The following is a 13,243-nucleotide window of genomic DNA, read 5'->3' on the forward strand; positions in this document are numbered from 1 at the left end:
ACCGGCCGCGTCGGGCCGGGCCGTACCGGCGGGTCAGGCGAGCGCCTCGGTCTGCAGGCGGGTGAGCTCGGCGCAACCGAGGGCGGCGAGGTCGAGCAGCCCGTCCAGCGCGGCGCGGTCGAAGGGCGCGCCCTCGGCGGTGCCCTGGACCTCCACGAAGTCGCCCTTGCCGGTCATCACCACGTTCATGTCGGTCTCGGCCTTGACGTCCTCGACGTAGCAGAGGTCGAGCATCGGCTCGGAGCCGACGACCCCGACCGAGACGGCGGCGACCGAGTCGACCAGCGGGTTGCCCGGGCACATCTTCTTGCCGCGCATCCACGCGATCGCGTCGGCCAGCGCGACGTACGCGCCCGTGATGGCGGCGGTGCGGGTGCCGCCGTCCGCCTGCAGCACGTCGCAGTCGAGCAGCACGGAGTTCTCCCCGAGCGCCTTGTAGTCCACGCAGGCGCGCAGCGAGCGGCCGATCAGACGGGAGATCTCGTGCGTCCGCCCGCCGATCTTGCCCCGGACGGACTCGCGATCGCTGCGGGTGTTGGTCGAGCGCGGCAACATGGCGTACTCGGCGGTGACCCAGCCGAGGCCGCTGCCCTTGCGCCAGCGGGGCACCCCCGCCTCCACCGTCGCGGCGCACAGCACCTTGGTGCCGCCGAACTCGACGAGCACGGAACCCTCGGCATGGGCGAGCCAGTTCCTGGTGATCGTCACGGGGCGAAGCTGATCGGGTCGACGTCCGTCTGCACGAGCCATGACGCTCACCCTAGGTCATATACCGCACCGCTTCGGGCCAACTCGGTCCGCCCGTGGAAGCCTCCGGCGGCCGCGTCGCCGAGCACCCGCTCCGGGTCGTACCACGGAACGAGATGGGTGAGCACGAGGGTCCGCGCCTCCGCCCTGGCCGCGTGCTCGGCCGCCTGCCGCCCGGTGAGGTGGATGTCGGGCCGTTCTCCCGGGCCTTCGACGAAGGACGCCTCGCACAGCAGCACGTCCGCCTCGCGGGCCAGCGTGACCAGCTCCGCCGACTCGCCGGTGTCCCCCGAGTACGCCACCGAGCGCCCGCCGTGCGAGACGCGGAAGCCGTACGTCTCGACGGGGTGGTTCATCGGCGCGGCGACCACCTCGAACGGGCCGATCCGCCGGGTGCCGGGCCGGAGCCGTAAGAAGTCGAAGGAGTTCTCCATGACGGGCTCGTCCGGCATCGCGTACGCGGCGTTGAGCCGGCGCGACGCGTCGGCGGGCGCGTACACCGGCACCTTGGGCAGCGGTCCGTCCGGGGAGTACGTCCGCACGACGTGGTACGCGCACATGTCGAGGCAGTGGTCGGCGTGCAGGTGGGACAGGCAGACGGCGTCCACGTCGTAGAGGCCGGAGTACCGTTGCAACGCGCCGAGCGCCCCGCTGCCGAAGTCGAGGAGCAGGCGGAACCCCTCCGCCTCCAAGAGGTAGCAGGAGGCGGGGCTGTCCGGCCCGGGGAAGCTGCCCGAGCAGCCGATGACCGTGAGCTTCACCGGGCCCTCCCCTCGGCCGAGCCGTTGCCGCCGGCCGCGACGGAAGCGCCCGGCCCGCTGGATCCGTCGCCGGACCCATCGCCGGACCCATCGCCGGAGCCGTCGCCCACCGGGGCCAGCTCCACCGCCTGGATCTCCGGCCCGAGGAAACGCCGTCCGAGCTGCTCGAACAGGGCGGTCTCGCCCGTCGCGCGGAAGACGTGCCGGGGCGGCTCCCCCGCCGCGCACGCGAGCCCCCGGTCGTGCAGGACGCGGAAGACGTCCTTGGCCGTCTCCTCGGCGCTGGACACGAGCGTGACGCCGTCCCCGGCGACGTACGAGACCGCGCCGGTGAGCAGGGGATAGTGGGTGCAGCCGAGGATCAGCGTGTCGCAGCCCGCGTGCTGGATCGGTTTCAGATAGCCGCGGATCACCTCGATGAGCTCGTCGCTCATCGTCTCGCCGCGCTCGACGAAGTCGACGAGGAGGGGCGCGGCCACCCCGGTCAGCTCGACGTCGGGAGCGGCGGCGAACGCGTCCTGGTAGGCCATCGACGCGATCGTGGCCCGGGTGCCGATCACCCCGACCCTGCCGTTCCTGGTGGCGCGCACGGCCCGCCGGGTGGCCGGCTGGATCACCTCGACCACGGGGACGTCGTACCGCTCGCGCGCGTCGCGCAGCACGGCGGCGCTGGCGCTGTTGCAGGCGATGACGAGCATCTTGACGTCGTGCTCGACCAGGTGGTCCATGACCTCCAGCGCGTACCTGCGGACCTCGGCGATCGCCTTCGGCCCGTACGGCTGGCGCGCGGTGTCCGCCACGTACACGATGGGCTCGTGCGGGAGCTGATCGATGATCGCGCGGGCGACCGTGAGACCCCCCACACCGCTGTCGAAGATCCCGATCGGCCTGCTGTTCTCCGGCATGAGTCCCAAGGTTAGGGGACCGGGGGCGATTCACTGAGGGTAAGAATGCTCACACCGCCGACGGGTTTCCCGACCGCTCCCCGGGGCCGCTCACCGTGCCCCGGGGCTCCCGTACTCCGGCCCGCGGGCTCAGCCGCGGCCGACGCGGGCGAGCTGGCGGGACTGGGCGACCAGGCGGCCGGCGGAGTCCCACACCTCGACCTCCTCGTCGAACCACCCGTCGCTGACCAGCCGGCCGCTGCCGAGCAGGGTCAGCCAGCCGGGCGCGGGCAGCGCGCGCAGGTACCAGGTCAGCTCGACGGTCGGCGCCCATCCCCTGCCTCCCGCGGAGAACACCACGGGCGGCAGCGCGTCCACGGCGAGCGCGATGACGTACGGGTCCGGGTCCTGCGGCTCGACCATCCGGAAGTACGCGCGCGACTCGGGCCGCCCGCTGGGGGCGCCGCGCAGCCACCCGATCGAGTCCGGGTCGAACCGCAGCTCGATCTGCGCGCCGAGCGTCATGTTCGACTCCGGCTTGGGCGTCGGGAGCCGTACGCAGTCGTCGAGGCCGGGCATGGCGGTCTGCGGGACACCCGACCAGTGGGGCGCCGCCTCCGGGTCCAGGGTCGCGGTGGTGACCTGCATGTCGATGAACCGCTCGCCGTCCCTCATGAGGGTCGCGCGCGTCATGGCGGCGGTGCGGCCCGTCTTGAGCCGTTCGAGCCGCACCGTGGCCGGTCCCGGCGGGATGGGCTTGAGGAACTGGGCGGAGGTCGAGACGGGGTGCGGGTGCTCGGACGCGTCGGTCACCGCGCGCAGCATCGCCGCCATCAGGTATCCGCCGTTCAGGGGTCCGCCGATCGCGTACCCGTCGTCCAGACAGACGTCGTAGGTCGTGTCGTCCACCTTGATCGCCTGGGTGGCCTCGTCGAACTTGGTCACCGCACCCCGCTTCCCGAATGTTGTTCTGGTAACGGTCAGTTTATCGGCTCCTCGGTAACCGTCATGTTTCGGGTCAAGTGAAGTGCAAGCGTTTCGCTAACTTCGCGGCTTACGTTGAGAATCACCTACTGTCACCCGACATGTGAGAGAGACATGCCTGCCGACATCCCGCCGTTCCCCCAAGGGCAGGATCCCGATCGGACGATCGCGTATCGGACGCCTCAGCCGCCTTCACAGCCGCAGCCCCACGACGACGGACGCACCCGGCAGTGGCCGTACCCGGAGGAGCTCGGGCCGCCCGCGCCGCCGGGCCCGCCCGCGACCGGGAAGCGGGGCGGCGGGCGCGGCTGGATCATCGCGCTGGTCGCGGCGGTGCTCGTGGGCGTCGTCGGCGGAGGCGGCGTGTGGGCCGCGAGCGTGCTCAGCGGCGGCGGGACGCAGCCCCACGAGGTGCTGCCCGGCAACGCCGCCGCGTACCTGCGGCTCGACCTCGACCCCGCGGCCAACCAGAAGCTGGCGCTGCTCGGCATCGCGCGCAAGTTCTCCGCCACCAAGGAGAGCTTCGCCGGGGACGACCCGCGCGCGGCCGTGTTCGAGACGCTGCGCGAGGAAGCCGACGACCTCGCCGAGGTCGACTACGCCAGGGACGTCGAGCCCTGGCTGGGCGACCGCATCGGCATCGCCGTGTTCCGCTCCCAGTCCGAGTACCCCCTCATCCCCCAGACGGCGATCGCCGTACAGGTGAAGGACGAGGCGGCGGCCCGCGCGGGCCTGGCGAAGCTGCTCGGCGACAGCGGCCCGCTGACGCCCCGCGGCATCGCGTTCCGCGACGGATACGCCATCCTCGGGCACACGCAGGCGGACGCCGACGGGTACGCCAAGGCCGCCCCGCTGTCGGAGAACGAGCGGTTCGCCGGGGACATGGACGCGCTGGGCGAGCCCGGGGTGCTGTCCTTCTGGGCGGACCTGAGCGCGACCACCCTGAACTCGGGCGACGCCGAGGACCGGGCCGCGACCGAGCTCGTACGCGACGCCCGGCTCGCCGGGGCCCTCAGGTTCGGCGACGACTACGCCGAGCTGACCGGGGTCGTCCGCGGCATGGACCTCAAGCAGGCCGAGACCGCGCCCGTCAAGCTGGGCGAGCTGCCCGCGAGCACCGCGGCCGCGTTCGGGGTCTCCGGCCTGGGCGACCTGCTCCGCGACCAGTGGGCGAAGCTCCAGAAGGCCGCCGAGGGCACCTCCGACGGCCGGGCGCTCACCCAGACGGGCGAGCGGTACGGCCTCACGTTGCCGGACGACCTGGTGACACTCTTCGGCGAGAGCGTCACCATGGCCGTGGACCGCGAGGGCCTGGACGGCGACCAGCCGAAGGGCGGCGTGGTGCTGCGGACCGACCCGGCCAAGGCGCGGGAGGTCCTGGCCAAGCTCGAGGGCTCCGCCGCCGAGGGCGGGGTGGCGCCCCAGCTCGTCAAGGTCGACGGGGACGGCATGCTGGTCGTGGCGACCTCGGAGGACTACGCGAAGACGCTGTCCGCTCCCGGCACGCTCGGCGACGACGAGACGTTCCAGCGGGCGGTGCCGGGCGCCGACGACGCCACCTTCGGCCTGTACGCCGACCTCGACCGGTTCGAGGATTTCTACCTCGGCGACCTGAAGGGCGAGGACCGGGCCGACCTCGAGGTGCTGCGGGCGGTCGGCCTCAGCGGCCGGCTCGCCGGCGAGAACGCGGGGTTCACGCTCCGCGTCCTGTTCGACTGACACCGTCCGGCGCGGGACCCGCTTGACCGGCCTCCCGGAAAACGCCGAGGGCCGGTTCCGATCTGTTCGGAACCGGCCCTCGTCACAACTACACGGTCCAGACGGACGGCTAGGCCCAGAGCTGGCCTTCGAGACGCTCCTCCGCCTGGTCGAGGGTGCCCTCGTAGGCGCCGGTGGAGAGGTACTTCCAGCCGCCGTCGGCGACGACGAACACGATGTCGGCCCGCTCCCCCTCCTGTACGGCCTTGCGGGCCATGCCGAGGGCGGCGTGCAGGGCGCACCCGGTGGAGATGCCGGCGAAGATGCCCTCGGTCGCGAGCAGTTCCCGCGTACGGCGCAGGGCGTCGGCCGACGTCACGGAGAACCGGGTGGTCAGCACCGAGGCGTCGTACAACTCGGGGACGAAGCCCTCGTCCACGTTGCGCAGGCCGTAGACGAGCTCGCCGTACCGCGGCTCGGCCGCGACGATCTTGACGTCGGGGACCTTCTCCCGCAGGTAGCGCCCGACACCCATGAGCGTGCCGGTCGTGCCCAGGCCCGCCACGAAGTGCGTGACCGTCGGCAGGTCCTCGTAGATCTCCGGCCCGGTCGACTCGTAGTGGGACCGCCAGTTGGCGTCGTTGCCGTACTGGTAGAGCATCACCCAGTCGGGATGCTCTGCGGCGAGCCCCTTGGCGACCCGGACCGCCTCGTTGGACCCGCCCGCCGCGGGCGAGGAGATGATCTCGGCGCCCCACATCCGCAACAACTGGCGGCGTTCCTCGGAGGTGTTCTCCGGCATGACGCAGATCAGCCGGTATCCCTTGAGCCGGGCGGACATCGCCAGCGAGATGCCGGTGTTGCCCGAGGTCGGTTCGAGGATGGTGCAGCCGGGCGTGAGCAGGCCGTCCTTCTCCGCCTGGGCGATCATCCACAGCGCGGGGCGGTCCTTGATCGACCCGGTCGGGTTGCGGTCCTCCAGCTTGGCCCAGACGCGCACGTCACCCGACGGGGACAGGCGCGGCAGGCCGACCAGAGGCGTGCGACCGACCGAGTCGATCAGAGAGTCGAAACGCATGGTGTGTACGGCTCTCGCCTAGCGGGCGCCGCCGGCGACGGCCGGCAGCACCGTGACCGTGTCGCCGTCGGCGACCGGCGTGCCCAGGCCGCCCAGGAACCGGACGTCCTCGTCGTTGAGGTACACGTTGACGAAGCGGCGCAGCCCGGAGTCGTCCACCAGGCGGTCACGCAGGCCCGGGTGGCGCGACTCAAGGTCGCCGATCAGCTCTTCCAGGGTGGCGCCGGTGGCGTCCACGGCCTTGGCGCCGTCGGTGTAGGTGCGGAGGATGGTCGGAATGCGGACCTCGATGGCCATCGCGGGTCAGTCTCCTTGATCAGTGGTCGTCATGGTGAACGGCCCACCTCATTGAAACGGAGGCGGGCAGGCGGCGATTCCGATGCGGAACGGAACTCAGCGACAGTCGTAGACGACGACAGAAGGGGTGTGCGCGAAGAGGAACTTCTGCACGGGAGATCCGGGGCAAACACGGCCCGGGAGGACAGCCGACGACAGCCCGGGGCGGACGTCATCGAAAGGCATGACGCCAGTCTAGCCGTACGACTCCACGATCTTGACTGGCTCCTCCGTTATGACGCCCTCCACGATCCGGTAGGAGCGGAACTCCACGTCGTCCTCGGAGGCGGTCGAGACGAGGACGTAGTGCGCGTTCGGCTCCGACGCGTACGACACGTCCGTGCGGGACGGGTACGCCTCCGTCGCGGTGTGGGAGTGGTAGATGACGACCGGCTCCTCGTCCCTGTCGTCCATCTCCCGCCACACGCGGAACTGCTCCATCGAGTCGAAACGGTAGAACGTCGGGGAACGCTCGGCGTTCTCCATCGGGACGAACCGCTCGGGCCGGTCGGAACCCGCCGGACCTGCGACGACGCCGCACGCCTCGTCCGGGTGGTCCGCCCGCGCGTGGGCCACGATCTTGTCCACCAGTTCCCGTGCGATGGTCAGCATGGCCTCACCATAGGGCACGGACGAGGGTGTCCTGGAGATAGGTCAGCCACTCGTAGATCGCGAGGGCGGGATAGCGCGGATCCTCCTCCGACATCTCCGCCATCTCGTCGTGGATCTGCTCCGTGACGCCCAGCCGGACGCCGAGCGCGAGCCGCACGTCGTTGAGCGCGCGCAACCACGCCTGCGCCTGCTCGGCGGTGAGCTCCACCACCCCCGGCTCGGCCGTCTCCAGCAGCGTCCGCGCGTCGGCCCGCTTGCCCTCGCGCAGCGTCGCCTCCGTGTAGCGCCGGAACTCTCCCGCCGCCTCGTCGTCCTCCGCGTACGCCGAGGGGAACAGCCGGGCGAGCACCGGGTCGGAGGGGACCTCGCCGGAGCCGATGCCGAGCGCCCGCTCCAGCGGGTCCTCGCCGGTCACCCCCGGCTCGACCAGACTGAGGATCTGGGCCACCAGGGACGTGAGGACGGACACCTCCCCGACGTCGAGCGTGATCGACACACCCTCGCCCGCGGCCGTGAAGCCGGTGCTCACACCTCACCCCGTTCTCCGAGCGGCGTACGGCCGCCGAGCCCCCACCGCAGGGTCGACATCAGCGGTCCTGCTGGACGGTGGCCCACAGGCCGTACGAGTGCAGGATCTGGACGTCGCGCTCCATCTCCTCGCGGCTGCCGCTGGCGACCACCGCCTTGCCCTTGTGGTGAACGTCCATCATCAGCTTCTCCGCCTTCTCCCGGGGATAGCCGAAGACCGTCTGGAAGACATATGTGACGTACGACATGAGATTGACCGGGTCGTTCCAGACAATCGTCAGCCACGGCAGATCGGGCCGCACGTCCATCTCCGGACGCTGGACCTCCATCGGAGCGGTAGCACCCACGTAACCATCCTGCACCACGCCCGCCGTAGTCTCGACACGTGCAGATGACCATGAGCAGCGCCTTGCTCACCGACCACTACGAACTGACCATGCTGCAGGCGGCCCTCGCCGGGGGAGCCGCGCACCGCCGGGCGGTCTTCGAGGTGTTCGCCCGCCGCCTCCCCGGAGGCCGGCGATACGGAGTGGTCGCGGGGACGGCCCGCGTCCTCGACGCGCTGGAGGACTTCCGGTTCGGCGAGGAGGAGCTGGAGTTCCTGCGCGCCGCCCGCGTCGTGGACGAGCCCACGCTGGAGTTCCTCGCCGGCTACCGGTTCACCGGCCAGGTGTACGGCTACCGCGAGGGCGAGTCCTACTTCCCCGGGTCACCGGTCCTGGTGGTCGAGGGCACGTTCGCCGAGGCGGTCCTCCTGGAGACCGTGATCCTTTCGATCCTCAACCACGACTGCGCGGTGGCCTCGGCCGCCTCCCGCATGGTCCAGGCGGCCGGCCGGCGCCCGATCATCGAGATGGGCTCACGCCGCACCCACGAGTCCGCCGCCGTCGCCGCCGCCCGCGCCGCCTACCTGTGCGGCTTCGGCTCCACCTCCAACCTGATGGCCGGGCACCTGTACGGCGTGCCCACCGCGGGCACCGCCGCGCACGCGTTCACGCTGCTGCACGACTCCGAGGAGGCCGCCTTCCGCGCCCAGCTCGACTCGCTCGGCCTCGGCACGACCCTCCTCGTCGACACGTACGACGTGGCGAAGGCGGTGCGCACGGCGGTCGAGCTGGCCGGCCCCGAGCTCGGCGCGGTGCGGATCGACTCCGGCGACCTGGCCGAGGTCGCCCTGGACGTGCGCCGGATCCTCGACGCCTTCGGCGCGAACCGGACGCGCATCGTCGTGACCGGCGACCTCGACGAGTTCGCCATCGCGGCGCTCGCCGCCGCCCCCGTCGACGGGTACGGCGTCGGCACCTCCGTGGTCACCGGGTCGGGCCACCCGACGGCGAACTTCGTCTACAAGCTGGTCGCCCGCGAGGACGCCGGCGGAGTGCTGCGGCCGGTCGCCAAGCAGTCCGTGGGCAAGCCGAGCAGGGGCGGCCGCAAGTGGGCCTACCGCGCGGTCGAGGACGGCACCGCCGTCGCCGAGATCGTCACGGGCGAGCCGGCGGAGGGCGCGCACCGGCCGCTGCTCGCCGAGCTGGTCAGGGACGGCGTGGTCGTGGGCCGCGAGCCGCTGGAGGACGCGCGGGCGCGGCACCGGGCCACGGTGGCGGAGCTGCCGACGATGGCGCACAGCCTCTCCCCCGGAGACGCCGCGATCCCTACTATCTTCAGTTGATCGCGGGGGACCGGCGCATGAGGACGACGTCGGTCCCTTCGCGGTCGTTTTACTCTGTTTCGCATGAAATCCGCGCTCATCATCGTGGACGTGCAGAACGACTTCTGCGAGGGCGGCAGCCTCGCGGTGGGGGGCGGCGCCGAGGTGGCCGCCGCGATCGGCCCGCACGCGCGGCGGCACGGCTACGACCATGTCGTGGCCACCCGCGACTACCACATCGACCCGGGGACGCACTTCGCCGAGCGGCCCGACTACGTGGGCACCTGGCCCGCACACTGTGTGGCGGGCACCGCGGGCGCCGCGTTCCACCCGGCGCTCGACGTCGCCCCCATCGAGGAGGTGTTCAGCAAGGGCGCCCACGCGGCGGCCTACAGCGGCTTCGAGGGCGTCGCGGAGGACGGCACCGGCCTCGCGGACTGGCTCCGCGACCGGGGCGTGGTGTCCTTGGACGTCGTCGGCATCGCCACCGACCACTGCGTACGGGCCACGGCGGTGGACGGCGCCCGCGAGGGCTTCGCCGTACAGGTGCTGCTCGACCTCACCGCCGGGGTGGCGGCGGCGACGACCGAGGCCGCGCTCGCCGAGCTGGCCGAGGCCGGCGTGCGGCTCACCGGAACGCCGACCGTGCGCGCCTGAGGCCCCCGGGTACGCGGGCTCTCCCCCGCTGCCTCAGGGCCTTTCGCCGCCGTGCCCAGGGGGCGGCGGCGGCGAGTGAATGTTCAATATGGCCCGCACGGTGCGCGAGAGATGTGTTACGTAGAGTGACAACTCCTCGCGATTGGCGGCGTCGATGTTCGCGTTCCTGCTCGGCCTGTCCTGGCTCGTCCTCACCCCCATCTGCATCTGGCGGCTCTTCGGCCGCGAGCAGTCCAGGCCGGCCCGCGTGTCCGGGGTGGTCACGCTGGCGATGCTGGAGGCGGCCACGCTGACGGTCGCCTGGGCGGAGCAGCCTCCGCACGACACGGACGGCCGGAGTGTGGCCGGAGCCTCCGCGCACGTCGCGGCGCACGCCCCCACCCCCTCCACCTCGACCCCGTCGGCCGCCCCGTCCCCCGCCTGCCCGACCCGCACCCCCGCACCCGAGTCCGTACAGCCGGCCCGCCGGAGCCGCGACGGCGTGCGTGGCCTGACCATCTACTGGACGGCGGCGCCCCAGCAGTGCCGAACCGCGACGGTGACGTTCCGCCGTACCGGCAGGAAGGTGCGGATCTGGCTGGACGAGGGCGCGGTGCACGGCGCCGACGTGCAGGGACGGGAGTCCCGGACGCTACCCGTCCGGGTCGCCGAGGGACGGGCGGCGCTCGATCTGACGCTCATGCCGCCGCTGCGTCCGGGGGCGCGGTACGTGGCGGTCGACGGCCGCACCGGCGACCGGATCCCGGAGAAGCGGCGGCCGAACAAGTGACCCCGCCCTCTTCGAACGCTCGTCGTCCGAACGGGCCGGGCCTGTCCCCACGGCCTACCTCGGCCGGATGTTGTGGTTGTGGGCGAACAGGTTGCCGGGGTCGTACTGGCGCTTCACCGCCGCGAGCCGCTCATAGGTCCGCGTGGGATAGATCGCGGCGACGTCCTCCTCGGTGGCGGAGGCGAGGAAGTTCGCGTAGGCGCCGCCGACGTGAGGTGCGAGCCTCGCCCAGATCGCGTCCAGAGCCGGACGAGCGGCCTCGACGACCGGCTCCGGACCCGCGACGGTGGTCACGAACATCAGCTCCGCCTGACGATGCGCGTAGGCGGTGGCGTCGCCGGGGACTCGGGACACCGCGCCGCCGACGCTGCGAACGGCGATGAACGGTGCCCCCTCCGACGCCGATGCCTCGACCAGGATCCGGAGGACGTCGGGCACCGATTCCCTGTCGGCGAACGCGCTCCGGGTCACGAGCCGGATGCCGGGCGGCGGGGTCAGGCCCTCCACGAGGGTGTCCGCGTAGGGCTTCAGCGCGACATCGTCGGCGATCACCGTGCCGAGCCGGCGGACCGGATCGACGGCCCGGGCCGCGAGCTCCGGATCATCGCCGTCGAAGGCGACCTGGATCTCGACCGGCGCTTCGGGTCCGCCGGCGAAGGGATTGGCGAAGCTCGCGATGGATGTGAGCTCTTCGGGGGCGGTGCGGAGGTGGTCCGCCCATCCCTGGAGCACGCCGGCCGCCTCCGACGCCGGGAAGGCGATCGTGCCGTGGAAGACGTCCGTCGTCGGGTGTGCCGCGAACTCGAAGGCGGTCACGATCCCGAAATTGCCGCCGCCTCCGCGAATCGCCCAGAACAGATCCGGGTTCTCGTCCGTGCCCGCACGCACGACCTCTCCGTCGGCGGTGACCACCTCGGCGGCGACCACGTTGTCCGACGCGAGGCCGTACTTCCTGACCTTCCAGCCGATGCCGCCGCTCAGGGTCAGCCCGCCGACGCCCACGCCCTTGGTGTCGCCCGAAGAGATCGCCAGGCCGTGCGGGGCCAGGGCGGCCGCGACCTGACCCCAGGTGGCGCCGCCGCCGATCCGCACGAGGTGACGTTCCTTGTCGGTGATCTCCACGCTCGCGAGCCCGCCGAGGTCGATCACGACGCCGCCGTCGTTGGTGCCGAAGCCAGCGAAGCCGTGGCCGCCGCCTCGTACGGACAGCGGAAGCGCCGCGCCGGCGGCGAACCTGACAGCCGCTCGCACGTCCTCGACGCTCTCGGGCCGCAGAACGCAGGCCGGGCTGCCCGAAGCCAGTACCGAGCGCCTGGCCGACTCGTACTCCGCTCCGCCCGGTTCGATGATGTCGCCGCCGAAGTCGCGGCGAAGGGTTTCAAGCGCTGAGCTCATGACGTGACGTTCCTTCCACACGGGAGTGTTGGCCGAACGAACACGAGATGCCGGCGACCCGACCCCTGTGACAGCACGGTCATGTGACGTGCGTCATGGATCGCGGATGTCACACGGCGGCCGGGACCGGCATCTTATGCGTGTGACAGGGTCGATAACGAGCAGGCGGGAGCCGGCCATGAACGAGCGCGGCGAGCCGACGACGGACACAGCCGAGCCGCTCGCCCGAAGCGACCGCACGGGCTCCGCCGCGGACCTGACCACCGAGGCGTTCGTCGCCCACCGCAACCTGCTGTTCACCGTCGCCTACGAGATGCTCGGCTCCGCCGCCGACGCCGAGGACGTCCTGCAGGAGACCTGGCTGCGGTGGGCGGGCGTCGATCTCGGCACGGTGCTGGACCGGCGCGCGTACCTGGTCAAGATCACCACCCGGCAGGCCCTCATGCGGCTGCGCACACTCGGCCGGCGCAAGGAGTCCTACGTCGGCCCCTGGTTGCCCGAGCCGCTGCTCACCGCGCCCGACGTGGCCGAGGACGTCGAGCTGGCCGACAGCGTCTCGACGGCGATGCTCCTGGTGCTGGAGACGCTCACGCCGACCGAGCGGGCGGTGTTCGTGCTGCGCGAGGTGTTCGATGTCGACTACGACGAGATCGCCGACGCGGTCGGCAAGAGCCAGGCCGCGGTCCGCCAGATCGCCCACCGGGCGCGGTCGAACGTCGCCGCGCGCCGACCGCGCGGCGTCGTCTCCCCGGCCCAGACCCGCGACGCGCTCGCGGCGTTCCGGCGGGCGGTCGAAACGGGCGAGCTGCAACGTCTGCTCGACATCCTCGCGCCGGACGTCGTCCTCCTGAGCGACGGCGGCGGAGTCAGGCAGGCCGCGCCGACTCCCGTCGTGGGAGCCGGCCGGGTGGCCGACGTGCTGCGCAGGATCGCCCCCGAGGCGACGCTGCGGCCGGCCCAGGTCAACGGCCACCCGGCACTGATCGTCCGGCTGGACGGCGACATCGACACCGTCATCACGGTGCGCATCGACGACGGCCTCATCACCGGGCTCTACGCCGTGCGCAATCCCGAGAAGCTGTCGTACATGGAGCGGGAGACCATTGTGAGCCGCTGAGCCCTGGGCTCCGCCGGCACGTCGGCACT

The 13,243-nt window shown here is 71.9% G+C and carries 15 protein-coding genes; 5 read left to right on the plus strand and 10 right to left on the minus strand.

The genetic code is table 11. The features are described from left to right. Positions 1–33: 33 nt before the first annotated feature. From rph to AWQ70_RS11560, 4 genes are all read right to left on the minus strand, one after another. Positions 34–750: a ribonuclease PH gene (gene rph / locus AWQ70_RS11545; RefSeq protein WP_067174471.1), complete on the minus strand. Its 717-nt coding sequence runs from the start codon at positions 748–750 to the stop codon at positions 34–36. Between the two features lie 5 nt (positions 751–755). Next, complete coding sequence (locus tag AWQ70_RS11550; RefSeq protein WP_067174137.1) at positions 756–1,508, minus strand: MBL fold metallo-hydrolase; 753 nt, start codon at positions 1,506–1,508, stop codon at positions 756–758. Beyond that, positions 1,505–2,413, minus strand: a complete 909-nt coding sequence (murI, locus tag AWQ70_RS11555; protein WP_067174140.1) for a glutamate racemase — start codon at positions 2,411–2,413, stop codon at positions 1,505–1,507. The genes AWQ70_RS11550 and murI overlap by 4 nt, the downstream gene beginning before the upstream one ends. Before the next feature lie 129 nt (positions 2,414–2,542). Further along, positions 2,543–3,337 carry a thioesterase family protein gene (locus AWQ70_RS11560; protein ID WP_067174142.1) on the minus strand — a complete coding sequence of 265 codons (795 nt, stop codon included), beginning with the start codon at positions 3,335–3,337 and terminating at the stop codon, positions 2,543–2,545. A gap of 153 nt (positions 3,338–3,490) precedes the next feature. Here AWQ70_RS11560 and AWQ70_RS11565 point away from each other — a divergent pair, with 153 nt between their 5' ends. Beyond that, positions 3,491–5,095: a DUF3352 domain-containing protein gene (locus AWQ70_RS11565; protein WP_067174145.1), complete on the plus strand. Its 1,605-nt coding sequence runs from the start codon at positions 3,491–3,493 to the stop codon at positions 5,093–5,095. A gap of 109 nt (positions 5,096–5,204) precedes the next feature. On the opposite strand, the gene AWQ70_RS11570 is transcribed toward AWQ70_RS11565, so the two are convergent. From AWQ70_RS11570 to clpS, 5 genes are all read right to left on the minus strand, one after another. Further along, complete coding sequence (locus tag AWQ70_RS11570) at positions 5,205–6,152, minus strand: PLP-dependent cysteine synthase family protein (RefSeq protein ID WP_067174147.1); 948 nt, start codon at positions 6,150–6,152, stop codon at positions 5,205–5,207. 18 nt (positions 6,153–6,170) lie between these two features. After that, complete coding sequence (locus tag AWQ70_RS11575; protein WP_067174150.1) at positions 6,171–6,449, minus strand: MoaD/ThiS family protein; 279 nt, start codon at positions 6,447–6,449, stop codon at positions 6,171–6,173. A gap of 234 nt (positions 6,450–6,683) precedes the next feature. Beyond that, positions 6,684–7,100 (minus strand): M67 family metallopeptidase, encoded by a 417-nt coding sequence (locus AWQ70_RS11580; RefSeq protein ID WP_067174153.1) that lies wholly within the window; start codon positions 7,098–7,100, stop codon positions 6,684–6,686. A gap of 4 nt (positions 7,101–7,104) precedes the next feature. After that, a complete protein-coding gene (locus AWQ70_RS11585; RefSeq protein WP_067174155.1) occupies positions 7,105–7,629 on the minus strand; it encodes a DUF2017 domain-containing protein in 525 nt (174 codons plus the stop codon). Positions 7,630–7,687: 58 nt separating this feature from the next. Next, entirely contained in the window at positions 7,688–7,957 is a 270-nt protein-coding gene (gene clpS, locus AWQ70_RS11590; RefSeq protein WP_373282317.1) for an ATP-dependent Clp protease adapter ClpS, read from the minus strand. A 56-nt stretch (positions 7,958–8,013) separates the two neighbouring features. Here clpS and AWQ70_RS11595 point away from each other — a divergent pair, with 56 nt between their 5' ends. The 3 genes from AWQ70_RS11595 to AWQ70_RS38760 all read left to right on the plus strand — a co-directional run bounded on the left by AWQ70_RS11595 (position 8,014) and on the right by AWQ70_RS38760 (position 10,702). Continuing rightward, positions 8,014–9,297 carry a nicotinate phosphoribosyltransferase gene (locus tag AWQ70_RS11595; protein ID WP_373282315.1) on the plus strand — a complete coding sequence of 428 codons (1,284 nt, stop codon included), beginning with the start codon at positions 8,014–8,016 and terminating at the stop codon, positions 9,295–9,297. A 63-nt stretch (positions 9,298–9,360) separates the two neighbouring features. Next, positions 9,361–9,933: an isochorismatase family protein gene (locus tag AWQ70_RS11600; RefSeq protein WP_067174164.1), complete on the plus strand. Its 573-nt coding sequence runs from the start codon at positions 9,361–9,363 to the stop codon at positions 9,931–9,933. Positions 9,934–10,087: 154 nt separating this feature from the next. Continuing rightward, the gene (locus AWQ70_RS38760; RefSeq protein ID WP_157530011.1) at positions 10,088–10,702 is read left to right on the plus strand and encodes a hypothetical protein; all 615 of its coding nucleotides are present in this window, start codon (positions 10,088–10,090) and stop codon (positions 10,700–10,702) included. 54 nt (positions 10,703–10,756) lie between these two features. On the opposite strand, the gene AWQ70_RS11610 is transcribed toward AWQ70_RS38760, so the two are convergent. Next, entirely contained in the window at positions 10,757–12,097 is a 1,341-nt protein-coding gene (locus tag AWQ70_RS11610; protein ID WP_067174170.1) for an FAD-binding oxidoreductase, read from the minus strand. 313 nt (positions 12,098–12,410) lie between these two features. On the opposite strand from AWQ70_RS11610, the gene AWQ70_RS11615 reads away from it, so the two are divergent. After that, positions 12,411–13,214 carry an RNA polymerase sigma-70 factor gene (locus AWQ70_RS11615; protein WP_245646925.1) on the plus strand — a complete coding sequence of 268 codons (804 nt, stop codon included), beginning with the start codon at positions 12,411–12,413 and terminating at the stop codon, positions 13,212–13,214. The last annotated feature ends 29 nt before the right edge of the window (positions 13,215–13,243 follow it).

Source organism: Microtetraspora niveoalba, from assembly GCF_001570405.1.
GTDB classification, from domain to species: domain Bacteria; phylum Actinomycetota; class Actinomycetes; order Streptosporangiales; family Streptosporangiaceae; genus Microtetraspora; species Microtetraspora niveoalba.